This is a genomic window from Amycolatopsis aidingensis (genome assembly GCF_018885265.1).
In the GTDB taxonomy this organism is placed as follows: domain Bacteria; phylum Actinomycetota; class Actinomycetes; order Mycobacteriales; family Pseudonocardiaceae; genus Amycolatopsis; species Amycolatopsis aidingensis.
The window spans coordinates 2496487-2523160 of sequence record NZ_CP076538.1 but is presented as its reverse complement, the minus strand read 5'-3'; the positions used below and the strand labels follow the sequence as shown (position 1 = coordinate 2523160).

Here is a 26674-nt window from a genome sequence, read left to right as displayed (position 1 = left end):
ATGAGCGAGCCGGACATCAGCACCGACGAGCTGCGGCGCTGGCTCGTCGAACATGTCGCCGAGGCAGCCGAGCTCGACGAGGACGAGGTCGACCTCCACCTGCCGCTGGATGAGTACGGGCTCTCCTCGCGGGATGCCGTCGCGCTGTCGGGTGCGCTGGAGGAGCTACTCGACCGCACCCTGCCGACCACCCTGCTATGGGACCACCCCACGATCGACCGGCTCGCCATCGCACTCACCGGCACCGGCGAGCCGAGCCTGCCCCCGGTGCTGGCTCAGCCACGGCCGGAGACGGATGCCACGGACCCCGAGGACGCGATCGCCGTCGTCGGCCTGGGCTGCAGGCTGCCCGGCGGGATACACGGCCCCGAGCAGTTCTGGACCCTGCTCACCGAGGGCAGGGACGCGATCACCGAGGTGCCACCGCAGCGGTGGGCCGCCTTCGGCGACCCTCCGGAAGACGTCACTCGAACGGGTGGATTCCTGGAGGACATCGCCGGCTTCGACGCGGCCTTCTTCGGCATCAGCCCGCGGGAGGCCGCCCGGATGGACCCGCAGCAGCGGATGCTGCTCGAGGTCGGCTGGGAGGCGCTGGAGCACGCGGGCATCGCGCCGGGCTCGCTGCGTGGCAGTGACACCGGCGTGTTCGTCGGTATCAGCGGTACGGAGTACGGCGCCCAGTCGCTGGCCGACCTGTCCGGGGTGGATGCCTGGGTTGGCACCGGGGCGGCGCTGAGCATCGCGGCGAACCGGCTGTCCTACGTGCTGGACCTGCGCGGTCCCAGCCTGGCCGTGGACACCGCCTGCTCCTCCTCGCTGACCTCGATGCACCTCGCCGTGCAGAGCCTGCGCTCCGGCGAGACCGGCCTCGCACTGGTCGGCGGCGCGAACCTGCTGCTCGGCCCCGGGATCACCGCGAACTTCGACCAGATGGGGATCAGCTCGGCGGACGGCAGGTGCAAGCCCTTCTCCGCCGATGCCGACGGCATCTCCCGTGCCGAGGGCGCGGGCATGGTGGTGCTCAAGCGGCTGTCCGACGCGCGGGCCGACGGCGACCGGGTGCTGGCCGTGGTGCGAGGGTGCGCCGCCAACTCCGACGGCCGCTCCAACGGGCTCACCGCGCCGAACCCCGAGGCCCAGCAGGCACTGCTGCGCGCGGCCTACCGGCAGGCCGGGGTCGATCCCGCGACGGTCGACTACGTCGAGGCACATGGCACCGGCACGCTGCTCGGCGACCCCATCGAGGCGCGCGCCCTGGGTGCCGTGCTCGGCGCGGGCAGGCCGGCCGAGGCGCCGCTGCTGATCGGCTCGGTGAAGAGCAACCTCGGGCACCTGGAGGCCGCGGCCGGGATCATCGGCCTGGTCAAGGTGGTGCTCGCGCTGCATCACCGGCGGATCCCGGCCAGTATCAACTACGCCGCGCCGAACCCGCATATCGAGTTCGGCGACCTCGGGCTGAGTGTCGCGGATTCGGCGGCGCCGTGGCCCACCGCCACGGGGGCGCTGGCCGGGGTGTCCGGCTTCGGTTTCGGCGGGTCGAACGCGCATGTGGTGCTGCAGCAGGCCCAGGAAGAGCCGCGGCCGCGGACCGCACCGGCTCCGGCACGGCGGCGTTACCTGCTCGGGGCGCCGAACGGGGAGCGTCTCGCGGCCAGGGCGCGGGAGCTCGCGGACTGGCTGACCGGTCCGGAAGGTGCCGCGGCGCGGCCCGCGGATGTGCGGCACACCCTGGCACGCAGGCTGGACGGGCAGTACCGGGCGGCAGTGGTCGCAGGCAGCGCGGGCGAGCTGGTGGAAGGATTGACCGCGCTGGCCGAGGGCGCGGACTCCCCAGCCACCGTGGCCGGGGTCCGGCCGCGCACCGGCCGCGGGCCGGTGTTCGTGTTCTCCGGGCACGGCTCCCAGTGGGCCGGGATGGGCCGCAGGCTGCTGGCCGAGGAACCGGTGTTCGCCGAGGCCATCGACCGGCTGGACCCGCTGATCGAGGCGGAGTCGGGTTACTCGCTGCGCGCGGACCTGCGTGCCGGGGTCGAGGCGGGCACGATGGACCACGTCCAGCCGCTGGTGTTCGGCATCCAGGTGGCACTGGCGCAGCTGTGGGGTTCCTATGGCGTGCGGCCGGCCGCGGTGATCGGTCACTCCTTCGGCGAGGTCACCGCGGCCGTGGTGGCGGGCGCGATCTCCGAGGCCGACGGCGCGCGGATCGTGGCCCTGCGATCCCGGTTGCTCGCCTCGCTGGCTGGCGACGGCGCGATGGCCCTGCTCGAGGTGGGTGCCGATGAGGCGACCCGGCTGGTCTCCGGTTTGTCCGATGTGGACGTCGCCGTACTTTCCGCGCCGAGCCAGACGGTGGTGGCGGGGCGCGCGGCCACCGTGCGCCGCCTGGTGGCCGAGGTGGAGTCCCGTGGGCTGCTGGCCAAGCTGGTCAAGCTGGATGTCGCGGCGCACTCCCCGATTGTCGACTCGGTCACCGGGACCCTCGCCGAGGGCCTCGATGGCCTGGTTCCCCGCCGCGCGGAGGTCGATTTCTACAGCACGGCGTTGCCGGACCCGCGCGAGGTTCCCTCCTTCGGCCCGGACTACTGGGCGGCCAACCTGCGCCGGCCGGTCCGGTTCGCGGGCGCGGTGGCGGCCGCTGTCGCCGATGGCTACGGCACCTTCGTCGAGGTTTCGCCGCATCCGGTGCTGCGGCACGCGCTCACCGACAACGACGCCCCGCTGGTGCTGTCCACGCTGCGGAACTCGCCGGACGAGACCACGCATTTCCACCGGCAGCTCGCCGAGCTGGAACTGACCGGGCAGCATCCCGTCTCGGACGGGGACGGGATGCTGGTTGACCTGCCGCGCACCCGATGGCAACACCAGCCGTACTGGCTGCCGGTGGCGGCGAATGCCGCGCCGTCCGGACAGCACCCGCTGCTCGGCTCCCATATCGAGCTGCCGGAGGACACGCGGCACGTCTGGCACGCGGACCTCGGCACCGCGGCGCAGCCATGGCTGTCCGAGCACGAGCTGGACGGCAAGCCGGTGCTGCCGGGGGCCACCTACGTCGAGCTGGCGTGCGCCGCCGCGCGTTCGGTGTTCGACGTCGACGTGGAGCGGGTCGCGGTGCGGGGGCTCACCATGCACCAGCCGCTCCCCCTCGCCGAGCACACCCCGGTGACCACCACGCTTGCCAAGGCCGGTGCCGATCGCGGCGCGGTCTCCGTGCACACCAAGGGACCCGATGGCGACTGGCGGCTGCACGCCACGGCCGAGGTAAGCCTGGTCGAGCGCATCACGGTGAACGGCTATATATCCGATGTGGACGATCACGAGTTCAGCTCGTTCCCGGTCGCCGAGCTCTACCGGCGGATGGGCACGATCGGGCTGCGCTACGGGCCCGCGCTCACCGGGCTGCGCGCGGTGCGGGTGAGCCGCAAGGCCGCCGACGGCAGGGTTCGCGCGGTGGCCGAGGTCGAGCTGCCGGAGTCGGCGAGCAGGCATCCCGCCCTGCGCTTGCATCCGGCGCTACTGGACGCGTGCCTGCAAGCTTTCGCGGGTGCGCTGGTGGACCCGCGCACCGACAGCGTGGACGCGGTCTACCTGCCGATGGAGTTCGGCAACGTCCGTGCCTTCGGCGATCCCCGCAAGGGCGTGCTGGTGCACGTCTCGGTGACCGCACCCACCGAGGGTGCGGCCGGCCTGCTCGGTGAGCTGCACCTGGTGGACGCCGAGGGCAGGGTGCTACTCGAGGCCGATGAGGTGTTCCTGCGCCGGATCGGCCGCACCGAGCTGTCCGCGCCGCTGACCGAACGGCTGCTGGAGACAACCTGGCGGCCTTCCGCATTGTCCGGTGTGGACACCAAGCCGGAGAAGGTCGTGCTGCGGGCGGGTTCCGGTACCGAACCGCTCGCCGAGGCCGTCACCGCGGGAGCGCCGTTCGAGGTCGCCACGGCCGGGAAGGCCGATTCGGTGGTGTTCCTGCTGCCGCGCGCGGCAGCCGACGGGTTCACCGCGCTGGCTGAGGCCGAACACGCCGTGCTGGAGATCGCCGAGACCGTCCGCACGCTCGCCGAGGGCGGTGCGCGCCCGGCGCGGTTGTGGCTGGTCAGCACCGGCGCGGCCGCGGTCACCGCGGGCGAGGCCGGGCAACCGGCGCTGGCGGCCCTACGCGGGCTGGTCCGGGTGCTCGGCTACGAACATCCCGAGCTACGGGCGACGCTGGTCGACCTGGACCCGGCCGCCGCGGATGCGGACAACGCGCGCATGTTGCTCGCCGAGCTTGGCGGCGGGACCGAGGACGAGGTGGCCTGGCGTGCGGGCGAACGGCACGCCCTGCGGCTGGATCGGGTGTCCTCGATGTCACCGGTGCGGGATACCCCGGTGGCCACGGCCGACGGCGGTTACGTGATCACCGGCGGGCTCGGCGGACTGGGTTTGCTGCTCGCTCGCTGGCTGGCCGGGCACGGCGCGGGCGCGGTGGTGCTGAACGGGCGCTCCGAGCCGAACGCGGCGGCGCATGCCGAGATCGCACGGATCCGCGAGCTCGGCACCGAGGTCGAGGTGGTGCGCGGGGATATCGCCGAGCCGGGCGTCGCCGAGCGGCTGCTGGCGGCCGCGGGCGGCAACGGAAGGCGGCCGCGTGGCGTGATCCATGCCGCCGCGGTTTTCGACGACCGGACCACCACCCGGCTCGACGCCGCAACGCTGCACCGCTCGTGGCAGGCCAAGGCCTACGGCGCGTGGCGGCTGCACGAGGCCAGCCGTGGGCTGGAGCTGGACTGGTGGATCGGGTTCTCCTCCGCTGCCGCCCTGCACGGGTTGCCCGGCCAGCCCGCATACGCCACCGCGAACGCCTACCTGGACGCACTCGCCGCACTGCGCAGGGCCGAAGGGCTACCGGGTTGCACGGTGTCCTGGGGTACCTGGGCCGAGGTCGGCGCCGCCGCGGGGCTGGAGATCCCGTGGTTGCACGCCATCGACCCTGCGGAGGGCCTTGCCGCGCTGGAGGCGGTGCTGGCGGCCGGGCGGGTCGGCACGGGCGCGCTACGACTGAACACGCCCAAACTGCTGGAGGCATTCCCGCACCTGGCGGATTCGCCGTTCTTCGGCGAGCTGCTGGCAGGCGAGGCGCAACCGTCCCAGGACACCGAGGCCACGCCGGCCGCCGACTGGGCCGGCCTCGCCACCCTGCGCACGCTCGAACCGGGCCCGGCCAGGGCCATGGCCGCCACCCAGCTGCGCGCCAGGATCGCCTCGGTACTCGGTTTCCAGCCGGACCAGCTGGACCCGGCAACGCCCCTGGCTGCGCTGGGGGTGGACTCGCTGCTGGCGGTACGGATTCGCAACGCCGTGCAGCACGATTTCGAGCTGGCGCTGCCGGTGTCGTTGATGCTGCGCGGGGCCTGCGTGGCCGAGGTCGAGGAGTGGCTGTTCGGCGAGCTGGGGATCGAGGACACGGCCACCCCGGCCCGGACCGCGGGGCCGACGCTGGTGCCGCCGCGGGACGCCGCCGAGCGGCTGGTCGCCAGCGTGTGGCGGGAGGTGCTCGGCACCGACGTCGGCGTGACACAGGACTTCTACGGCATCGGCGGCAACCGGCAGAAGGCCGAGCAGGTCACCGCGCTGCTGGTGGAGCGAAGCGGCCGCGAGCTGACCATTTCGGAGCTGTTCGAGCACCCGACGGTGGAACGGATCGCCCAGCACCTGCGCGAGGACGAGCCTTCGGGCGGCTCGCCGGTACGGGTGCTGCGCGGGCAGGGCGGCCGGGCGCCGCTGTTCCTGTTCCATCCCGGTGGCGGTGATACCGCGGTGTACCACCAGCTGGTGCAGCTGCTGGACACCGAGGTTCCGGTGTACGGCTTCGACCGGATCGACGGCGTGGCCAGCGTCGAGGACCGGGTGACGCACTACCTGCCCGAGCTGCGCGCGATCCAGCCACATGGGCCGTACCGCATCGCGGGCTGGTCGTTCGGCGGTTTCCTTGCCTACGAGATGGCGCAGCAGCTGCGCCGGGCTGGCGAGGAGGTCGAGCTGCTGGCGATGATCGACCCGATCCTGCCGTTGCCCAACGACACCGGGCTGACCGAGGTGGAGCTGCTGGAGAAGCGGTTCGAGCGGTTCGAGGAGTTCCTGGAGACGAGCTACGGCCGCCGGGTTTCGCTGCCGTACGAGCAACTGGCCCGCCTGGATGACGAGGGGCAGGTGCAACTGCTGATCGACACCATGCTGGCCGAGGGCGTGGTGAACAGCGAGGTGAGTGACGCGATCCTGCATCATCAGCGCACCTCGTTCCTGGACGCACGCTCACTCGAACACTATGTACCGGAGCGTTACCCGGGCAGGGTGACCTTCTTCAGCGCCGCGGATCTGGTGCCGGGAGGGTTGCGCGACCAGCGGTTCGACCGCACCGATCCGGCCCGTGGCTGGGACGCGGTGTGCCCGGACATCGAGGTGATCAACGTGCCGGGGCACCATCTTTCGCTGCTCGATCCGCCCAATGTGGACCTGATCGGCAAGCACATCGATCACCTGCTGACCAAGGTCGGGCAAGCCGTGCGGAGCGCCGGATGAGCGGACTGACCGTGCTCGCGGACGGCGCATCGACCGGCACGGTCCGCGAGCTACGGCTGTTCTCGCCCGCGGTGGGCAGGGAGGTCGGGGTCACCCTGCTCACCCCGCCGGGCTGGGAGCCGGGCGGGTATGCCGGGTATCCGGTGCTGTATCTGCTGCACGGCTCCTCGGATGATCATCACAGCCTGGTGCGGCACACCGAGATCGCGCGGTTGGCCGAGAACGGCAACATGCTGGTCGCGATCCCGGAAGCGGGCAGGCTGGGGTTCTACACCGACTGGCGGGTGCCGGATCGGCTGGGCACCGTGCCCCGCTGGGAGACATTCCATCTCGGCGAGTTACTGCCGCTGCTGGAGCGGGAGTACGGCGCCAGCGAGGTGCGAATGGCCGCGGGCCTGTCCATGGGCGGATACGGCGCGCTGCGGTACGGCATGCGCCACCCCGGCATGTTCCGCGCTGTGGCATCGTTGAGCGGTCTGATGCACCTGACCCGCCGCGGCATGGCGGCGTTGCTGGGCCTGCTGTCTGTCCGTGAGGGTATGCGCCCCGGCCTGATCTGGGGCCCGCGGCGCCGATGTCCCGAAGCATGGGCCGCGAACGATCCCTTGGTGCGCGCCGACGCGCTGCGCCAGACCCCGGTGTACCTCGCTGCGGGGGACGGCAGCCGGCGACCCGGTGACCAGTTCGTCGCCGGGATGGGCCTGGTTGAGCGGTACTCCCGCGCAATGACGGAGGACCTGGCCGAACGCCTGTGCGCCCTGGGCACGGAGGTCACCACCAGGTACACGACCGGCATCCACTTCTGGCCCACCTGGCGACGCATGATCGAGGAGTTCTGGCCCTACGCCCAGGACGTGCTACGCGACTGACCTCAGAAGGGTGGTTTGTCGTTGTCTGGGGTGAGGGGTTCGTGCAGCGGCTCCCGTGGGCTTTGGTGGATGTCTCCGTGGGGTGTGGTGATGGTGGGTATCCCGTCGATCACCTCGTATTTCCATCCCGGCAGGTCCTTCAGGTGATGGTCGCGCTCGCAGTACCCGACCAGCTCCTCCTCACAGGTGCCTCCGCCCTGGGCCCAGTCGGTGGTGTGGTCGTTCTGGCACTGCTGGGAGGGCCGGTGGCACCCGATCCCCTGGCATTCCCGGTCCCGTACCCGCACGAACTCATCCAGCGCCGCCGGCGGCCGATACCGCGTACGCCCCAGATCGGTGGGATGCCCCGTGGCCGGGTCGGTCAACAACCGCCGCCACACACTGTCCGGATGCGTAGCCAGCTCCCGCGCCAACGACGCCGGAATATGCCCATGCCCGGCCAGATACCCCGGCTGCTCATCCAACCCCAGCAACGAACTGGCCGCGAAGTACAGGTACACCTCCGTCCGCGGCGCCCGGATCTCACCCTGTTCCCGCAGGGCCAAATCGGCGAACACGTCCGCCCGCAACTGCTCCAACGTGCGACTGTCCCCTTCCCGTCGGAGGCGTCGGGCGGCCCGGTCACACCGCGCATAAATCGCACTGGCCACCTCCGTCGGGAGGTCGGCCATGAGGCTGGACACCCCATCGTCTTGATGGATGAGTTCCAGGGACCGTTGTGCCCGCCGGGCCCGGGTGCGCCGCGCCGCCCCGTCCGGGTCGACCGCGAGTACCTGGTAGCGCACCGACCGCCGCAGGCTGGTGCGGTCTTTGCGTTCCAGTTTGTCGCCCATCCGCTTATCCACCTCGCGGGCTTGTTGGTCGGTGAGGACCGCGGTGGGTTCGACCACCGCTTTCACCTTCTCCTGATCAATCCGGCCCTCCCGGAACGCGGCGAGGGTGTTCGGCAACCGGGTGAGGTGCTGCCCCAGCGCCAGGGCTTCCTCCACCCGGTGCCGGGTCCAGTACAGCCGTCCGGCGATCTCGGTCACCAGCGAGACCCGTTCGTCCCCGTCGTGGGCGAGGTCGGCCACCAGCAGCACCCGCCGCGCCTCCAGCCGGGCGATGGCGCGTTCGTTGGCCTCCAATAGGTCGAGTGTGGTGAGTGCGTCTTCGGCGGGATCCGTGTGCGGATCAGAACTGTGTCTGTCCATACCCACAATTGTATCGACGAGTCCGACAAGAATTCCCCGCGTGAATGTATACCCGCCGGTATTCACTCGAATGCGTGTTCGACACAGAATGCATGCCAGGCCGGGCCCGGGGTGCCCGTTCCGTGGGGTGCTGGCGCTAGCAACCAGCCCTGCTAATGGTGATGTGTGGAGCGCCAGTGCCCCGCGGCGCGCCGGAGGCGTGCTTGGAACCCAGCCACAGGCTCGTCACCGGCCAACACGGTTACCTGAGCGGCAAACACGATGCGCGGGAAGGGCCAAAGCGTGCGCGTGGACAGCCAAAGCGTGCGCGGGAACGGCAAACACACGCGCGTGGAGAGCAAACACGCCGGGGGTTAGGGGGTCCAGTTAATGCGTTCGAGGGCGTACTCGACTTCACCGCGCTCGCTGCCCTCGATGGGTTCCGGCCAGTCCTGGTGGAAGGTTCGCACGTGGCGCAGGCCCGCCTTCTCCAGCACCCGGCGGGAACGCTGGTTGACCGTCATGGTCTGGGCGTAGATCCGCCAGACGCCCAGTTCGGTGAAAGCCTTGCGTACCAACGCCCGCGCGCCCTCGGTCGCGTATCCGTGCCCCCACGCCGAGCGGCGCAGGCGGTAACCGAGCTCGACCTCGCCCGGCCGGTCACCGGCGCGGGAGCACAGCTCGAACCACCCGAGGAACACCCCGTGCGGCTTCTCCTCCGCCGCCCAGTAGCCGCCGCCGAGAAACCTCGGCAACACCCGGCGCTCGATCTCCGCTCGCGACGTGGGTCGCCCACCGGAGAGCCACCGCATGACCTCCGGATCACTGTCCAGCTCGACCAGATTGTCGACATCGGACTCAGTGAAGGCCCGCAGCACCAGACGATCGGTCTCCAGGAACATACCGTCCGACACTAGCCCTGCTGCTCACCGACGTCCGCCAGTTTTCGCTCTACCCGCTCCACGTCGGCGGTACGCCGTTGCTCCCGGAATAATGTCAGGGCCTGGCGCCAGGATGCGACGGCCGCTTCGATCTCGCCGAAGGCCTGGTGGGTGTCCCCGAGGCTGGCCAGCGTCCGCGCCTCCTCGTAGGTGTGTCGCAGCTCCCGGAACACCGCCAGCGCCTCGCGGTAATGTCGCACGGCCTCGTCGTAGTCGCCCAAGTGCCGCACAACGTATCCGAGGCTGTCCAGGGTTTGCGCCTCCGCCCGGCGGTGCCCGTGCCTGCGGCACAACGCCAGCCCTTCCTCGCAGTGCACGCGCGCGGCCGCGAAGTTGCCGAGTTTGGCCTCGAACCAGCCGATGGCACCCCGCATGTCCGCGGCCCAGACGTGATCGCCGACCTCCTGGAACAGGCGCAGCGAGTGATGCGCCTGTTCCAGCGCCCGCTCGTTGTCGCCCGCGAACTCCAGTACCACCGCCAGCGCCTGATGAGTGTGCGCCTTGGCGCCGAGGTCACCGGCCTCGGTGAACAGCTCGAGGGCGAGTTCGAGGTGTTCCAGCGCCTGCTCCTGCTGCCCCACCCTGGCGTAGGTGTGCCCGATCTCGCGGTGCGCCCAGCCCCTGGCGAGGGGCGCACCGAGCCGGTCGGCGGCTGCCACCCCGGCACGCCAGGACTCCAGGCTCTCCTGCGGGTTGCCGCGCCGCCGGTGGAAGCTGCCGAGCACCCAGGCCAGCAGCCACACCTGCGCGTCCAGCCGGTGCGCGATGGCCGCGTCCTGGGCGGCCAGCAGACATTCGTGCTCGGTGTCGAACCACTCCGCGGCCGCCGCGGTGCTTTCCGGAACCTCCGGCAGCACCCCCTCGGCGGGCGGGTCAGGGGCGATCAGCGGCCGCTGCGGGTAGAGCAGCCGGTCCGCCGCGTGCGCGGTATGCAGGTAGAAGTCCACCAGTCTGCGCGGGGCGGCCCGCAGTTCCTCCTGCTCCCCGGACTCGGTGGCCTGCTCAGCGGCGTAGAGCCGCAGCAGGTCGTGCATCCGGTACCGGCCGGGGACGTGCTGCTGCACCAGGTGCGCGGTTTCCAGCTCGCGCAGCAGTGCCCTGGCCTGTTCCGGTGCGACCGCGGCCAGCCCGGCGGCCGCCTGCCTGCTGATATCCGGCCCCTGGACAAGGCCGAGGAGGCGGAACATCCGGGCGGCCGGGGCAACGAGCGCGCGGTAGGACCAGGAGAACACCGCGCGCAGGTTGGCACTCAGCTCCCCGGCGTCGAGGGCGTCCAGCCGGGCCGATGCGCTGCGCAGTTCCTCGGCGAGCACGGCAAGCGGAAAGTCCGGATGGGCCGCGGCACGCGCCACCACGATGCTCACCGCGAGTGGCAGCCCGGCGCACCAGCGGACCAGATCGGCTGCCACCGCGGGCTCACTCAGCACCCGTTCCGTGCCGAGCTGACCGGCCAGCAGGTCGCGGGCCTCCCCCGCGCTCAGCACGTCCAGGTTGACCAGCCGCCCACCACGCAACTGCAAACCCGGCAACTGACGGCGGCTGGTGACCAGTACGGCGCAGGTCTCGCTGCCCGGCAGCAACGGCTCCACCTGGGCGGCGTCCCCGGCATTGTCGAGTACCACCAGCAAGCGTTTGCCCGAGAGCATGCTGCGGTAGAGCGCCGCCCGCCCATCCAGGTCGGCCGGGATCGCGGCGGCATCGGCCCCGAGCGCGTCCAGGAAGCCACGCAGCACCACCGAAGGGGAACTCGGCTCGCTGGATGGATCGAAGCCACGCAGGTTGACGTGCAACTGCCCGTCCGGGAACCGGTCCAGGTTCTGCTGCGCCCAGTGCACCGCGAGCGCGGTCTTGCCGATCCCGCCGGTACCGGCGATCACCACGATCGGCGTGCTGCCCGGCTCGCCTACCGGCGGTAGCGCGTCGAGCTGCTTCAGCTCGTCGGCCCTGCCGACGAAGCCGCCCACATCGGCTGGCAGCTGGCGGGGCACCGGGACGGCGGCCGCGGCCGCACGTATGGCGCCTTCGGTGCGCAGCCCCGGGTCCTCCCGCAGGATCCGCTGGTGCAGCTCGCCGAGCGCGGCGCCGGGCTCGGTGCCGAGCTCGGTGCGCAGCCGCCGGGCGAGCGCGGTGAAACAGTCCAGCGCCTCGCTGCTCCGGCCCACCCGGTACAACGCCAGCATCAGCAAGCGCACCAACGACTCGGCCAGCGGATACTCGGCCACCAGGTTGGCCAGCTCGGCCACCACCTCGGCATGCCTTCCCGCCGCCAGCTCGGCTTCGAAGAGGTCACCGAGCAGGCCGAGCCGTTCGCGTTCCAGCCCGTCCCGCACTCGCTCGGCCCAGTCGCCGCCGATCCCGGCCAGCGCCGGACCCCGCCACAGCGCGGCGGCTTCCCGCAACAGGCCCGCGGCGCGCCGGGGCTCACCGTCCGCGAGTGCGGCGCGGCCCTGCCCGGCGATCCTGCGCATCAGGTGGACGTCCACCCGCTCGGGCGGCACCTCGAGCAGGTAACCGCCGCCGTGTTTGCCAAGCGCGACCGTGCCTTCCCAGCCGAGTTCCCGCAGCAGCCTGCGCAGCCGCGCGATGTGACCGTAGAGCGTGTCCCTGGCGGCCGCGGGCGGCCGCTCGCCCCACACCCGGTCGATCAACGAGTCCAGCGGCACCGGCTTACCCGGGGTGAGCGCGAGCGCGGCCAGTACGCAACACTGCTTGGCGGGCCCCGCGGTCACCGGGCCACCGGCGACCCCACCGTGGGCGTCCAGCCCGACACTGCCAAGCAGGCGCACCACGATGTCGCCACCAGTCCGGTCCGTGACATCCACCTCCATGATCGAAGCACTCGCCCATCGGGGCGAACAAGGCCAGCGCAAGGCCGGTGCAAGGTTTTCACCAGTTCGGCGCAGCATACTGGCCCCGGCCGATTTCCACGGTGAACAAGGGGGTTGGAGATGTACGGGGTGAACGGCTCCGAACGCAACCGGGAGCTGTAGCAGACGGCCCGGTATCGCCGCAGGGGGTGCGGCGATACCGGGACCTTCCGGCTCAGGGGACGGAGCGGATGGGCAGGATCAGGAAGGCGCCCGCGATGGCCACGCAGCCCGCCGTGAGGTAGAGCACGGGATAGCTGCCCACCAGCGCGATGATCCCGCCCGCGATCATCGGGGCGAAGGCCTGCGGGGCCGTGTTGGCCAGGTTCACGATGCCGAGGTCCTTGGCCCGGTCGGTCGCGGCAGGCAGCACCTGGGTGATCAGCGCGTTGTCCACCGCCACGTACACACCGTAGCCAAGCCCGAGCACCGCGGCGGCGAGCACCACGGCGAGCCAGGAGTGCCAGACCGCCAGCATCAGCATGGACACCGCGATGATCCCCGAGGAGCTCACCACGTAGATCTTCCTGCGCCCGCTGCGGTCGGACAGCCTCCCGGCCAGCACGCTGGTGCACAGGATGCCCAGGGTGTACGCCACGGTCAGCACGAAGACCCCGTCAGCGGGGTCGTCCAGCTTCAGCACATCGCGCAGGAAGTACAGCAGGTACAGGGTAGCGATCGAGTTGGCCAGCTGGATGGCCAGCCGCGCCACCGCCGCCCAGGCGAAGTCCGGATGCCGCCGCGGGCTGATCCAGAATCCCCGCACGAACCGGCGCAGCTCGAACCTCGGCCGCTGCTCGGGCAGCAGCCTTGGCTCCCGGGAGGCCAGCACGAACGGCAGCGCAAGGCCGAGTACCAGCCCGGCAAGCAGCAGGTAGCCACCGGTGTTGGTGGGCACCACCACGGTCACCAGCAGCACCCCGAGCACCAGCCCGAGCGGCAGCGGCAGGCCGGCGAAGGCGGACACGAAGCCGCGCTGCCGCACCGGCACCTGGTCCGGCACGCTCGCGGTCAGCCCGGCGAACATCGCGTTCTGCGCGCCCTGGGCCGTCATCCAGCACAGCGCGACGCCCAGCACGGTGAGCTGCGCAGGCAGCAGCACCAGCGCGCAGGCGCAGACCACCGCCCCGCCGAGCACCCACGGGCGGCGCCTGCCCAGCCGGGAGGTGGTGCGGTCGGACAACGCCCCCGCGATCGGCGCGGCCAGGATCGAGACCACCGCCGCGCAGGCGGTGACGACGGCGAGGTTCGTCTCCTTGCTCGCCGCGTCGATCCGCTCGATCTGCAGCGGCAACAGGATCTGGATCGGGGTGACCGTGGCCATGGAGAAGCCCAGCACCCCCGCGGAAAGCCGCAGGGTCCAGGCCATGCCCACCGGGGTGGTCGGCTCGTCGAGCGCGCTCGTCGCGCGGCGGGCCGGGGTGGTCACAAGGGCAGCATAGCGATGGCACGTTCCTCGAGGCTGCCGAAGTACAGCGTGCCCTCCCGCTCCCGGATCCCGGTCATCAGGTGGAAGCCATCGACCTCCCCCGACCGCTCGTGCACGATCCGGCCGTCGGCGTCCAGACCCAGCGCGCGCATGGTGCGCGAGGGCGCGGGCTGTAGCCACAGCGGGGCCCTGCGCACCGCCGCCCGCACCGGCGCGGGCAGCCTGCGCACCAGGCTAAGCGCGGCGACCTCGGGGCTGGGCATCGCGACCCAGATCAGCCCGTCGCTGCCGGTGCTGGTGTTGTCCGGGTAGCCGGGCAGGCCACCGGCGAACACCTCGACCCTGCCCTGCTTCTCACCGGTCAGCCACACCCTGCGCAGCCGGCAGGCGCCGCTTTCGGCCACGGTCACGAAGGACTCGTCCGGGATGAGTGCCACCCCGTTGGCGAACTGCAACCCATCGGCCAGCAGGTCGATCGTGCCGTCCGGGGTGCGGCGCAGCAGCCGCCCGGTCCCGGTCTGCTCGATCAGGTCGGCGCGCCACTCGCGCACCGGGAACCGGGTGGAGGAGTCGCTGAAGTACACCGTGCCATCGGCTGCCACCGCGGCGTTGTTGCACACCAGCAGCCGCCTGCCCGCACCCTCGGTGGCCAGGGTCCGCACCGCGCCCTCGGCGATGGTCACCGCGAGCAGGCCCCGGTCGGCGTCGCAGACCAGCAGCTCGTCCGCGCCGAGGAACTCCAGGCCGAGCGGGCGGCCGCCGGTGTCCGCGATGGTGTCGATCCGCCTGCCTTCCTGGGCGATCCGGATGATCCGGCCGTCCTCGAGGCCGGTGTAGACCCGACCCTCCGCATCGACGAGCACGTCCTCGGGACCATGACCGTTCACCGGGATCACCGTGGTTCCGGCAAGGGACACGGGAATGCCTCCTAGCGGTAGCTGAGCAACGATGTGGACTCGAAATGCGCGTGCTCATTGAACGAAAGCAGGGACAGTCCGCTTTGGCCAGCGACCAACTTGGTGATGCCCGCGTTCGCGGTCACCCGGTTGAGGAAGAGGAAGGACTCGGCACCGCCGCCGAGCAGGTCCGCGGCCAGCGCGGCAATGACCCCGCCGGAGGTGAACACCACGGCCTGCTCGCCCTTGCCCAGCGCGGCGGCCAGCTCCGTCACGGCGGCACGGACCCGGCTGCCGAACGCGGGCCAGCTCTCCACGCAGGGGCTGCCCGTACCGGCCTTGGTCCACGCGCGCAGCGCGGCGTCCAGCGCGGCCTGGAACTCGCGCGGGTCCCGCTGCCGCACCGGCGTGCCGTGCTGGGCCAGCACGTCCAGGTGGTCGTACTCGTTCCACCTCGGGTCCTCCTTGGCGGAAAGGTCACCACCCAGTTCCGCCAGCGCCGCGGCGGCCGTGGCGCGCTGGCGCAGCAACGAGCCGCAGCGGGCCTCGGCGATCCGGGCGCCCCGGCGGCGCAGCTCGGCGCCCACCGCGGTGGACTGCACCGTCCCCTGCTCGGAGAGCACGTCGTAGTCCGCCGCACCGAAGGAGGCCTGCCCGTGCCGGATCAGGTAGATCGCGCCCATCAGGCACCGTCCTCCCGGATGATCCGCAGGCAACGGGACTCCAGGTAGCCGACGAACATCCAGAAGTCCTTGAACGCCGGGTTGTGCGTCTGCCCGTGGTGGTAGCGGTGATAGATCTGCTGTAGCACCACGGCCAGCCGGAACAGTCCGTACACCTCGTAGAACGTCCAGTTCGGCACGGCGAGCCCGGTGCGCTCGGCGTAGTGGTCGACGACCTCGGCGCGGGTGAGCATGCCGGGCAGGTGGGTCGGCTGCCGCCTGCTCAGCTGGAAGGTCTCCTCGTCATCGGCCTGCACCCAGTACGCCAGGGTGCTGCCGAGCTCCATCAGCGGGTCACCGAGCGTGGCCATCTCCCAGTCCAGGATGCCGGTGATCCGCAGGTCCTCCCGGCCGGCCAGCACCACGTTGTCGAACCGGAAGTCGTTGTGGATCAGGCAGATCGACACCTCGCCGGGCTGGTTGTCCGCCAGCCAGCGCATCACCTCGCCGAAGGCGGGTACGTTCTCGGTACGGGCCCGCTCGAACCGCGCGCTCCAGCCCTCGATCTGCCTGCGCACATAGCCTGCGCCCTTGCCGAGGTCGGCAAGGCCGGCCGCGGTGACGTCCACCTGGTGCAGCTCGACCAGCCGGTCGATCAGCCGGATCGAGAGGTCACGGGCCGCCGCCGGCCGCAGGGACATGCCCGCGGGCAGGTCACCGCGCAGGATCAGCCCGTCCAGCCGCTCCATCACGTAGAAGTCGTCCCCGAGGACGGCGGGGTCGTCGCAGAAGGCCAGCACCTCCGGCACGTAGGGGAACACCGGCCGCAGCCCGGCCTGCACCCGGTACTCCCGCCGCATATCGTGCGCCGAGGCCGCCTTCTCCCCCATCGGCGGTCTGCGCAGGATCAGCTCCCGGTCCGGGTAGCGCAGCAGGTAGGTCAGGTTGGACGCGCCACGCGGGAACTGCCGCACCTCGGGCGGGCCCGCGCCCTCGATGCCCTCGACCCTGGTGCGCAGCCAGCCGTGCACGGCCGCCACGTCGAAGCCGTCCTCGGCGCGGACCTCGGTGGTCGGGTCGGTCTCGGCGGGGCTCATCCGGTGAACTTCCGCAGCATCCCGGTGGGCAGCAGCCGCATCACCACGCTCAGCGGCGCCCACGGGAGCATCGGGATGTAGGCCTTGGGTGTCTCCCGCTCGATCGCCTGGACCAGCGCCCGGTGGCCCTGTTCCGCACCGGTCAGCAGCGGGGTCTTGCGGGACCGGCCGGTCATCTCCGACTCGATGTACCCGGGCTGCAGCACGGTCACCTTGATCGGGGTACGCAGGGTGTCCGCCCGGATACCGTCGGCCAGCGCGGACACCCCCGCCTTGGAGGCGGCGTAGGCGGTGACATTGCCCGGTAGCCCGCGGACCGCGCTGAACGAGGACACCACCACCAGGTGTCCGGACTCCTGCTCGCGGAAGATCTCCAGTGCCGCCTCGCACTGGGCGAGCGCGGCCACCAGGTTGGTCTCGATGGTCTGCCGGTTGGCGTCGAAGTACCCGGTGCCGACCGGCTGCCCCTTGCCAAGCCCGGCGTTCACGATCACCCGGTCGATGGTGCCGAACTCGCCCCAGAACTCCTGGAACACGTCGAACACCCGGCCGTGGTCGTTCACGTCCAGTTTGCGGGTCATGACCTGAATGCCCGGATAACGCTCGCGTAGTTCGGCGGCGAGCTCGTCAAGCCGGTCGGTGCGGCGGGCACAGAGTGCGAGATTGCGGCCCCGCGCGGCGAACCGCCACGCCATACCCTCGCCGAGGCCGGAGCTGGCCCCCGTGATCACGATGTTCTTCCGGAAGGTCATGCCTGAAGTCTCACATTACTTACCCACAAGTAACAAGCCGGTGGCCCGGCGCCTGGCAAGGGGGCATACCAGGCACCGGGCCACCGGTTCCAGGGGGCAACGTGGTCTCACATCGGCGCAGTCCGTTGCGTGGTTCCCATGCAAACGTGCCCGGCGCCGCCTGGCAACGATTCCCAGTTACCAGTACTGCTCCATCAGGAGTAATCTCGGTGACCCGGGCGGGCCGAGACATGACCCAGAGAGCGGAACAGCATCGTTACAGCACACTGATAATGTTGTCCTTATCGTTACCAGCGAGCCAACGGGCGGGCGGGTCGGAAACATGAGGTCGGGGAACAGTGCGGAGCGGGGCGGCAACGATTCCGCCAGTGAATCGTTCTCGTCCGCATTGCGTTCCGCGATTTCCGCGAGCGGGCTCAGCCTGGACCGCATTCAGGCCCGGTTGCAACGCCGCGGGGTCCCGGTCAGCGTGACCGCGCTGAGCTACTGGCAGTCCGGCAAGCGACAGCCGGAACGGCAGAGTTCGCTGTCGGCGGTCAGCGCGCTGGAGGAGATCCTGGAACTGCCCTCCGGTGCGCTGCTGGGCCTGCTGTCCCCGCCGCGGCCGCGGGGCACCCGTTCCAGGGGACGGCACCACCCTCCGGAGGACACGCTCACCTTTCCCAGGGCGGCGCTGCAACGACTGCTCGCGCGGGTCGGCGCGCCCTACGCCCTCGAGGAGCAGCACAAGCTCAGCCTGGTTGGCCTGCACGACAGCTGCGAGATCGCAGCCGACGGTGGGCAGCGCGCGGTCACCGCCCGCTGTGTTTTCCAGGCCAACGCCGACCGGCAGGATCGCTGGCTGCTGGTGTACAACCAGGACAACGCGGAGGCCAACCCGCCGCGGCTGCACGCATTACGCAACTGCACCGTCGGCAGGGCCGAGGTGGATGTCAAGCATGGGCTCACCGTCGCGGAACTGCTGTTCGACCGGCCGATAAACCGGGGCGAGACACATTTGATCGAGTATTCACTCACCAATGATGGGCCACCCTATCCGGAGTGCCAGAACACACATTACCGGGAATTCAGGAGCCCGATTCGGGAATATCTGCTGGAAATCCGTTTCGACGTCGGCTGCGCGGTGCGAAACTGCTGGCAGTACAAGCAGGCGACCACGGGCGGTGAGCTGGACCGCAGGGAACTCACCATCGACGGCACGAACGGGGTGCACGCCGTGGCGCTCGATTTCGGCCCTGGCGTGTTCGGTATCGACTGGCTGTGAGGGTCGGCTCAGGTGAGCTTGTTCCGCAGCACCTTGCCGGTGGCGTTGCGCGGCAGCTCGGCAAGGAACTCCACCTCCCGCGGCACCTTGTACCGGGCGAGGTTGGCCTTCACGTAGTCCCGCACGGTGTCCGCGTCCAGGTCGGCCCCCTCGGCGGGCACCACGAACGCCTTGAGCCGCTGGCCGAACTCCTCGTCCGGCACGCCGATCACCGCGGCCTCGAGCACGTCCGCCCGCTCGACCAGCAGGTTCTCCACCTCGATCGGGAACACGTTCTCCCCGCCCGAGACGATCATCTCGTCGTCCCTGCCGTCGATGAACAGCAGCCCGTCGGCGTCGAAGTGCCCGACATCCCCGCTGGCCAGCAGGCCGTCGATGATCTCCTTGTTCCGCCCGTCGGTGTAGCCGCCGAAGCTGAGCCCGCTGCCGACGAACACCCTGCCGGTCACGTTCGGCTCGGTGATCCGGTTGCCTGCCTCGTCGTACAGCATCACCTTGCAACCCACCGGCGACCTGCCGACGGTGCCCGGTGCCTTGCGCCAGTCCTCCGGGGTGGCCACCGTGGCCACGGCCACCTCGGTCGAGCCGTAGAGGTTGTGCACCACCTCACCGAAGATCTTCGTCGCCCGGTTGCCGAGGTCGGGAGACAGCGCCGAACCGGCGACGAAGATGATCCGCAGTGCCGAGGTGTCGTACTTGGCCAGCACCTCGGGATCGAGGTCCACGATGCGCTGCAGCATCGTGGGTACCAGCACCAGCGCCGTGCAGCGGTGCTCGGCCACCCCGCGCAGGGTCTCCTCCGGATCGAACCTGCGCCGCATGACCACGGTGGAGCCCAGCGCGAAGGACAGGATGAACTGGGAGAGCCCGGTGCCGTGGAACAGCGGCGCGCCGAGATAGGTGCGCTCCCCCGCGCGCAACGGGACGCGGTCGAGGAACTGTGCGGAGTGCAGCGGGGAGGTCTGCGGGCGCGGCGCGCCCTTGGGCGTCCCGGTCGTACCGCTGGTCAGCAGCACGAACCCACCGGGCTTGGCCGGCGCGGGCACCGGGCGGTCGTCGGTGGAGACGATCAGCTCGTCCAGCGCCGGGACCTGGTGGTCGCCGCCCCCTTCGGTCCAGGCAAGGTAACGCCCCACATCCTCGCCGACCATCGCCAGCAGGTCGGTGAACTCCTCGTCGTACACCAGCGCGCGCACCTGCTCGCGGGCGGCGACATCGGCCAGCTGCGGCTTGGCGAACCCGGTGTTCATCAGCACCAGGCGGGCGCCGAGCTTGCCTGCCGCAAGCATGGCGAGCACCAGCCAGCGGTGGTCCCGGCACAGCGCCGCGATCACGGTCCCCGGGCCGAGGCCGCGCTGGGACCAGGCCCTGGCCAGTGCGTTGGACCGCTGGTCGAGCTGCTTGAAGGTGATCGGGCCCAGCTCGTCGACGAGCCCGACGGCGCTGGCGTCCCTGCGCGCCGCGATCTGGTTCGCCCCGGCGAACGGACCGAACTTGCGGACCGCGTACAGCGACCGCAGCCCCTCGTCGAGGCGAGGGAACGGCACCAGCCCGGCCTGCCACATCACCCCGATGCTGCGGACCGTCTCCGTCACCTTCGTGGCGAGCTCGGACACGCTGGGCGCGTTCCTCATCCGGGCACCTCCGTTGCTGCGGCCGAGATGGCGTCACCGGCACTGTGACTACGTCCGTACCGTACTGACGGTATGACCTACCCGACAGTAACTGACCGCCGGGGTCGTGACCAGCCTCCCCGACAGGATTGTCGGTGGCCACGCGCAGAATCCTCGTGTGCAGATCATCGTCGTGCGGGATGCCGAAGGGGTGTACTCCACCCGGCCGCTCGGCGCGGACGGCGCCGGTGCGGAGCTCTCCGGCGTACCGGCCACCGAGCTGACCCGTTACGTCGAGCGGCTGGAGCGGGAGCACCGGCCGCGCTGGGTCTTCGCTTCCGTCGAGGAGGACTACCCGGTCCTGCTGGAGGCCGGGCTGCGAGTGGACCGGTGCCATGACCTGGCGCTGGCCGAGGGCCTGCTGCTGGCCGCCGAGGGCGAGGCCGACCAGCCGCGCAGACTCGCCGCGGCGTACGCCAGGGCCAGCGGGCTGGTGCCGCCGCCGGACCCGGAGCCACCCGGCCACGAACCGGACAGCCAGCCCGGCCTTTTCGATCCGCGCGGCTCCGGGTTGCCTGCCGATGTCCGTCCGGTGGACGCGGCCGAGCTGGTGTTCCACCGGCAGCGCGCCAGGGTGGAGCGGGCCGTGCAGCCGGAGCGGATGCGGCTGCTGATCGCGGCGGAGTCGGCGAGCGCGCTGGCCGCGGCCGAGATGTCCCGGCACGGCCTGCCCTGGCGTGCCGACCTGCACGACGCCCTGCTCACCGAGCTGCTCGGCCCCCGGGTACCGGCCGGACAGCGTCCGCGCAAGCTCGCCGAGCTGGCCGAACGTGTGCAGGAGGCGTTCGGGGAAAGGCCGGTGAACCCGGACCACCCTGGCAGCGTGCTGCGCGCCTTCGCGCATGCCGGGATCGAGGTGCCTTCCACCAGGGCGCATGTGCTGCGCAAGGTGGACCATCCCGCGGTGGCGCCGTTGCTGGAGTACAAGGAGCTGGCCAGGCTGCATTCCGCGCACGGCTGGAACTGGCTGTCCGGGTGGGTGCGCGGGAACCGGTTCCGCCCGGTCTACGTCGTCGGCGGGGTGGTGTCCGGGCGCTGGGCCAGCCGGGGCGGGGCCGCGTTGCAGATTCCCCGGATCCTGCGGGTGTGTGTGCGGGCCGATCCGGGCTGGCGGCTGGTGGTCGCGGACGCCGCGCAGCTGGAGCCGCGGGTGCTGGCGGCGCTGTCCGGCGATCAGAAACTGGCCGAGGTCTCCGGCTCGGTGGATCTGTACGACCGGCTCGCCGAGGCGATGTTCGCCGGTGTCCGCAGGCCGGCTGGCGAGCAGCGGGATGACCGCTCCCGGGCCAAGATCGCCATGCTCTCGGCCATGTACGGCGGCACCGCGGGTGAGGCGGCCGCACTGCTCGGGCTGCTGCGCCAACGTTTCCCGGACGCCGTGTCCTATGTGGAGCACGCGGCTGCCGCGGGGGAACGGGGCGAACGGGTCCGCTCCCGGCTCGGCCGCACCTCACCCGAGCCCTCGGCGGCATGGCGGGCGCTGACCGGTGGCACCAGCGAGGACGCGGCGGCGGAGGGCAAGGCCCGCAGGGCAGCCAAGGACTGGGGCCGGTTCACCCGCAACTTCGTCGTGCAGGCCACCGCGGCGGACTGGACGGCCGTGCTGCTCGCCACCCTGCGGCAGCGCCTGCCCGAGCCGGCACACCTGGTGTTCTTCCAGCACGACGAGGTACTGGTGCACGCGCCGGCCGAGCTGGCCGAGACGGTCATCACCAGCCTGGACGATGCGGTGCGGGAGACCACCGCGCTGGTGTTCGGGCCATCCTGCCCGGTGCGGTTCCCGATGCCCGCGGTGGCCGTGGAGTCCTACGCCGACGCGAAATGAGGAGCCGGTAACGCCCGCGGCGGCAGGCCGATACGTAACGTACGACGACGCATCGGTCCAGGGGAGAAGACGATGTTGCGGTCCACCTTTTTCTTCGCCGCCTGCCTCGCCGCGAGTCTCGCGCTGACCGCCTGTGACTCCGGAAGCGAAACCCCGCAGGCCCCTGGCGACCAGGACACCTCCGCGCCCGCAACCACCTCGACCCCGGCCACCTCACCGGCGGGGGCCGATCCCGTGGCGTGGGTGGACGGCTTCTGCGGGGCCGTCAACGGGTTCTCGGCCAGGCTGAACGAGATGCCCCAGCCGACGAACGGCGACACGGTCGGCGAGATCCAGCGCCAGACGAGCGAGTTGCTCGCACACTTCGTCACGACACTGGACGAGGCCATCGCCGCGCTCGACGCACTCGGCCCGCCGCCCGACGCCACCGCCGAAACCGCCGAGCGGACCACCCGGGACAACTACGCCACCGCACGGGAAACGGCAGCGGCGGCCAAGGAGAAGCTGGATGCCGCCCACCACGAGGACGTGGATGCGCAGAACCACGCGGCGGACGGCCTGATCAAGGCGCAGGAACACGCGCACAAGTCGCTCGATCCGGTGGGGGAACTGACCGGGTCACCCGAGCTGGTCGAGGCCGCGGCGGATGCCCCGAACTGCGGGTAGCGGCAGCCGGGGCCGTACGGGAACGGCAAACTCGTGCGCGTGGGCGGCCAACGCGTGGATGTGGGGAGCAAACACGTGCGCGTGGCGGGCAAACACGATCAGGTTGCGGCGGCCTCGTCCATGGCGCGGAGGATGCGCTTCACCGAGACCGGGTACGCGGTGCGCAGGGTCTGCGCGAAGAAGCTGACCCGCAGTTCCTCGATCATCCAGGGGATCTCGGCCAGTGCTGGGCCCGGCGGGGTCTGTGGCGGCAACTCGTCCAGCACCGCCTGGTACTCCCCGCGCAGCCACTGGATCTCGCGTACCCGCTCCAGGTCGCGGGCTGGATCACTGGGCAGCTTGTCCAGCCTGCGTTCCATCGCCCGCAGGTAGCGGGTCAGGTCCGGCAGCCGGTCATACCCCGCCGCGGTGACGAAACCCGGGTGGACCAGGCCGGCGAACTGCGTACGCAGGTCGGCGACCGACTCGGCGGGTGCCGGTGCCTTCGCGTCGGCCAGCAGCACCTCGACCTCATGCGCGGCGTGCAGCACGCGTTCCACCTCGTGCAGCACCTCGAGCACGGTGGGGTTCAGCCCGGCGCGCACCTTCTCCAGCAGGGGCTCGAACCCGGAGTCCGACCACACCGGGCCGCCAGCGTCGGCCATCAGCTTGTCCACCGCGCAGTCGACGCAGTCCTCAAGCAACGGCCCCACCCCGCCGTGCGGGTTGCGGCTGAGCACCAGCTTGGCCTGGTTGTTCAGGTTGCGGTTGATGAACTTCATCGGCGAGGGCAGGTTCAGCCGCAGCATCCGCCGGGTGCCCGCCCACATCTGCTGCCGCTGCATTCCCTGTGTGTCCAGCATCCGCACCGCGACGCTGTCCCCCTCGTCCACCAGCGCCGGGTATGCCTTCACCTCGTGCCCGCCGCGGTTGCCATGGAACACCGTGGGCAGCTCGCCGAAGGCGGGAGTGCGCAGCCCGGAACGCTCGATGCTGTCCGCCGCCGCGGAGATGGTTGCCCTGACCTCGCCGCGCAACCGTTGCCGCAGCTCCTCGAGGTCCTTGCCCTCGGCGAGGGTGCGATCCCGCTCGTCCACCACCCGGAAGGTCATCCGCAGGTGATCCGGCACGGCGGTGGGCTGCCAGGCGTTCGGTGGCACGGTCACCCCGCGCAGCCGCTCCAGCTCCGCGCCGAGTACCTCCACCAGCGGGCCGTCTTCAGGGCCGACCCGCTGCAGCACCTCCCTGGCGTGGTCCGGGGCCGGCACGAAGTTGCGGCGCAGCTGCTTGGGCAGGGACTTGATCAGCGCGGTGACCAGCTCCTCGCGCAGCCCGGGAACCTGCCAGTCGAAGCCATCCTCGGTCACCTGGTTCAGCACCGGCAACGGCAGGTGCACGGTGACCCCGTCGGCGTCGGTACCTGGCTCGAACTGGTAAGTGAGCCGGAACTCCAGGCCGCCCTGCCGCCAGCTGTCCGGGTAGTCGGTCTCGCTCACCCCGCCCGCGGTGGCGTTGATCAGCATCGACTTCTCGAAGGTGAGCAGGTCCGGCTGCTCGCGCCGGGCCTGCTTCCACCAGCTGTCGAAATGCCGCGCGGACACCACATCGGCGGGGATACGCTGGTCGTAGAACTCGAACAGGGTCTCGTCGTCGACGAGGATGTCGTGCCTGCGGGCCCGGTGTTCCAGGTCGGACACCTCGTCCAGCAACGCGCGGTTGTCGTGGAAGAACCGGTGGTTGGTCTGCCAGTCCCCCTCGACCAGTGCGTGCCGGATGAACAGCTCGCGGGACAGCTCGGGGTCGATCTTCCCGTAGGTCACCTTCCGCCCGGTCACCAGTGGAACCCCGTACAGGGTGACCCGCTCGCTGGCCATCACCGCGCCACGCTTGCGTTCCCAGTGCGGCTCCGAGTAGGTGCGCTTGACCACGTGACCGGCCAGCGGCTCCACCCATTCCGGCTCGATCCTGGCCACCACCCTGGCCCACAGCCGCGAGGTCTCCACCAGCTCGGCCGCCATCACCCAGCGCGGTTGCTTCTTGAACAGCCCGGAGCCGGGGAACACCGCGAACCGGGTACCGCGCGCGCCGAGATAGTCCCCTTTTGCCGGGTCCTTGAGCCCGATATGCGAGAGCATCCCGGCGATCAGCGCGGTGTGTACCTGCTGGAAGTTCGCGGCCGAGTTGTTCGGGGAGATACCGAGCGGTTTGGCCAGCCTGGTCAGCTGGCCGTAGATGTCCTGCCACTCCCTCACCCGAAGGTAGTTCAGGTACTCCGCCCGGCACAGCTTGCGGAACTGGTTGCCGGACAACGCCTTCTGCTGCTCGGTCAGGTACTCCCACAGATTGAGGTAGGCCTGGAAGTCGGAGTTCTTGTCGGTGAACCGGGCGTGTTTCTGATCGGCGGCCTGCTGCTTCTCCGCCGGCCGCTCCCGTGGATCCTGAATGGACAGTGCGGCGACGATGATCATGACCTCGCGCACGCAGCCGTCCTGCGCGGCCTGTAGCACCATCCGGCCCAGCCGGGGATCGACCGGCAGCTGCGCCAGCTGCCTGCCGGTCCTGGTCAGCTTGCGGCGGGCCTCGGCACCGGGGTCGAAGGCGCCCAGCTCCTGCAGCAGGTTGACCCCGTCGGTGATCTGCCTGCGGTCCGGCGGTTCCACGAACGGGAACGCCCCGATGTCCCCCAGTCCCAGCGAGGTCATCTGCAGGATGACCGAGGCGAGGTTGGTGCGCAGGATCTCCGGGTCGGTGAACTCCGGCCGGGAGACGAAGTCCTCCTCCGAGTACAACCGGATGCAGATGCCGTCCGAGGTTCGCCCGCAGCGGCCCTTGCGCTGGTTGGCCGAGGCCTGGGACACCGGTTCGATCGGCAGCCGCTGCACCTTGGTGCGATGGCTGTACCGGGAGATCCGTGCGGTGCCGGGGTCGATCACGTACTTGATCCCCGGAACGGTCAGCGAGGTCTCGGCGACGTTGGTGGCCAGCACGATCCGGCGCCCGGTGTGCGACTGGAAAACCCGGTGCTGCTCGGCCGAGGACAGCCGCGCGTACAGCGGCAGTATCTCGGTGTTCGGCAGGTTCAGCGCGGCCAGCGCGTCCGCGGTGTCCCGGATCTCCCGTTCCCCGGAGAGGAACACCAGGATGTCCCCCGGCCCCTCGGCGATCAGCTCCCGCGACGCCTCGCAGATGGCCTGCACCTGGTCGCGGTCCGGGTCGGCATCCGGGTCATCGGGGTCGACCACCGGGCGGTACCGCACCTCGACCGGGTAGGTGCGGCCGGAGACCTCGATGATCGGCGCGTCCCCGAAGTGCCGGGAGAACCGCTCCGGGTCGATGGTGGCCGAGGTGATGACCAGCTTGAGGTCCGGACGGCGCGGCAGCAGCTGCTTGAGGTAGCCGAGCAGGAAGTCGATGTTCAGGCTGCGCTCGTGTGCCTCGTCGATGATGATCGTGTCGTACTGGCGCAGCATCCGGTCGTGCTGGATCTCGGCCAGCAGGATGCCGTCGGTCATCAGCTTGACCAGGGTGTCGTCCCCGCCCCGGTCGGTGAACCGCACCTTGTACCCGACCGTGGAGCCCAGCTCGGTCCGCAGCTCGGCTGCCACCCGCTCGGCCACCGTGCGCGCCGCCAGCCTGCGCGGCTGGGTGTGCCCGATCTGGCCGCGCACGCCGCGGCCGAGTTCCAGGCAGATCTTGGGCAGCTGGGTGGTCTTGCCCGAGCCGGTCTCCCCCGCGACGATCACCACCTGGTGGTCCCTGATCAGCTCGGCGATGTCCGCCTTGCGCTGGCTGACCGGCAACTCGGCCGGGTACTCCAGCTTCGGCACCGCCGCGATCCGGTTGCGCACCCGCAGCTCGGCCGCGTCCATATCGGCCGCGATCTCCGCGGCGACCGCGGCGTGGTCCCTCGCCTTGCGCGCACCGTCGATGCGCCGCCGCAGCCTGTGCGCGTCCCTGGCGGTCAGCTCGCGCAGCCGCGGGCGCAGCTCATCAAGGGAAGATCGAGTAGACATACGAACTCCACCAT

15 protein-coding genes are annotated in these 26674 nt (G+C 70.8%); 5 read left to right on the top strand and 10 right to left on the bottom strand.

The window, feature by feature from the left end; all coding sequences use genetic code 11:
• Both KOI47_RS11940 and KOI47_RS11935 read left to right on the top strand, forming a co-directional pair.
• Window positions 1–6555 carry a type I polyketide synthase gene (locus KOI47_RS11940; RefSeq protein WP_216216044.1) on the top strand — a complete coding sequence of 2185 codons (6555 nt, stop codon included), beginning with the start codon at window positions 1–3 and terminating at the stop codon, window positions 6553–6555.
• A complete protein-coding gene (locus KOI47_RS11935; RefSeq protein WP_216216043.1) occupies window positions 6552–7424 on the top strand; it encodes an alpha/beta hydrolase in 873 nt (290 codons plus the stop codon). The genes KOI47_RS11940 and KOI47_RS11935 overlap by 4 nt, the downstream gene beginning before the upstream one ends.
• 2 nt (window positions 7425–7426) lie before the next feature.
• Here the strand turns inward: KOI47_RS11935 and KOI47_RS11930 are convergent, their stop codons facing one another.
• From KOI47_RS11930 to KOI47_RS11895, 8 genes are all read right to left on the bottom strand, one after another.
• On the bottom strand, window positions 7427–8617 hold the full coding sequence (locus KOI47_RS11930; protein ID WP_216216042.1) for a DUF222 domain-containing protein: 1191 nt from the start codon (window positions 8615–8617) through the stop codon (window positions 7427–7429).
• A 353-nt stretch (window positions 8618–8970) separates the two neighbouring features.
• Entirely contained in the window at window positions 8971–9498 is a 528-nt protein-coding gene (locus tag KOI47_RS11925) for a GNAT family N-acetyltransferase (protein ID WP_216216041.1), read from the bottom strand.
• A gap of 11 nt (window positions 9499–9509) precedes the next feature.
• Window positions 9510–12359: an AfsR/SARP family transcriptional regulator gene (locus KOI47_RS11920; protein ID WP_216216040.1), complete on the bottom strand. Its 2850-nt coding sequence runs from the start codon at window positions 12357–12359 to the stop codon at window positions 9510–9512.
• A gap of 220 nt (window positions 12360–12579) precedes the next feature.
• Window positions 12580–13833 (bottom strand): MFS transporter, encoded by a 1254-nt coding sequence (locus tag KOI47_RS11915; protein WP_232376693.1) that lies wholly within the window; start codon window positions 13831–13833, stop codon window positions 12580–12582.
• A complete protein-coding gene (locus tag KOI47_RS11910; protein WP_216216039.1) occupies window positions 13830–14750 on the bottom strand; it encodes an SMP-30/gluconolactonase/LRE family protein in 921 nt (306 codons plus the stop codon). The genes KOI47_RS11915 and KOI47_RS11910 overlap by 4 nt, the downstream gene beginning before the upstream one ends.
• An 11-nt stretch (window positions 14751–14761) precedes the next feature.
• Entirely contained in the window at window positions 14762–15412 is a 651-nt protein-coding gene (locus tag KOI47_RS11905) for a histidine phosphatase family protein (RefSeq protein WP_216216038.1), read from the bottom strand.
• A complete protein-coding gene (locus KOI47_RS11900) occupies window positions 15412–16488 on the bottom strand; it encodes a phosphotransferase family protein (protein WP_216216037.1) in 1077 nt (358 codons plus the stop codon). Before KOI47_RS11900 ends, KOI47_RS11905 begins: the two co-directional genes overlap by 1 nt.
• Complete coding sequence (locus KOI47_RS11895) at window positions 16485–17240, bottom strand: SDR family oxidoreductase (protein ID WP_216216036.1); 756 nt, start codon at window positions 17238–17240, stop codon at window positions 16485–16487. The genes KOI47_RS11900 and KOI47_RS11895 overlap by 4 nt, the downstream gene beginning before the upstream one ends.
• 322 nt (window positions 17241–17562) lie before the next feature.
• Here KOI47_RS11895 and KOI47_RS11890 point away from each other — a divergent pair, with 322 nt between their 5' ends.
• The gene (locus KOI47_RS11890) at window positions 17563–18504 is read left to right on the top strand and encodes a hypothetical protein (RefSeq protein ID WP_216216035.1); all 942 of its coding nucleotides are present in this window, start codon (window positions 17563–17565) and stop codon (window positions 18502–18504) included.
• An 8-nt stretch (window positions 18505–18512) separates the two neighbouring features.
• Here KOI47_RS11890 and KOI47_RS11885 read toward each other — a convergent pair whose 3' ends face one another.
• Entirely contained in the window at window positions 18513–20138 is a 1626-nt protein-coding gene (locus KOI47_RS11885; protein ID WP_216216034.1) for an acyl-CoA synthetase, read from the bottom strand.
• A 157-nt stretch (window positions 20139–20295) separates the two neighbouring features.
• On the opposite strand from KOI47_RS11885, the gene KOI47_RS11880 reads away from it, so the two are divergent.
• Window positions 20296–22002 carry a bifunctional 3'-5' exonuclease/DNA polymerase gene (locus KOI47_RS11880; protein ID WP_216216033.1) on the top strand — a complete coding sequence of 569 codons (1707 nt, stop codon included), beginning with the start codon at window positions 20296–20298 and terminating at the stop codon, window positions 22000–22002.
• 72 nt (window positions 22003–22074) lie between these two features.
• Entirely contained in the window at window positions 22075–22668 is a 594-nt protein-coding gene (locus tag KOI47_RS11875) for a hypothetical protein (RefSeq protein ID WP_216216032.1), read from the top strand.
• 98 nt (window positions 22669–22766) lie between these two features.
• Here the strand turns inward: KOI47_RS11875 and hrpA are convergent, their stop codons facing one another.
• Window positions 22767–26660 carry an ATP-dependent RNA helicase HrpA gene (hrpA, locus tag KOI47_RS11870; RefSeq protein ID WP_216216031.1) on the bottom strand — a complete coding sequence of 1298 codons (3894 nt, stop codon included), beginning with the start codon at window positions 26658–26660 and terminating at the stop codon, window positions 22767–22769.
• Between the last annotated feature and the right edge of the window lie 14 nt (window positions 26661–26674).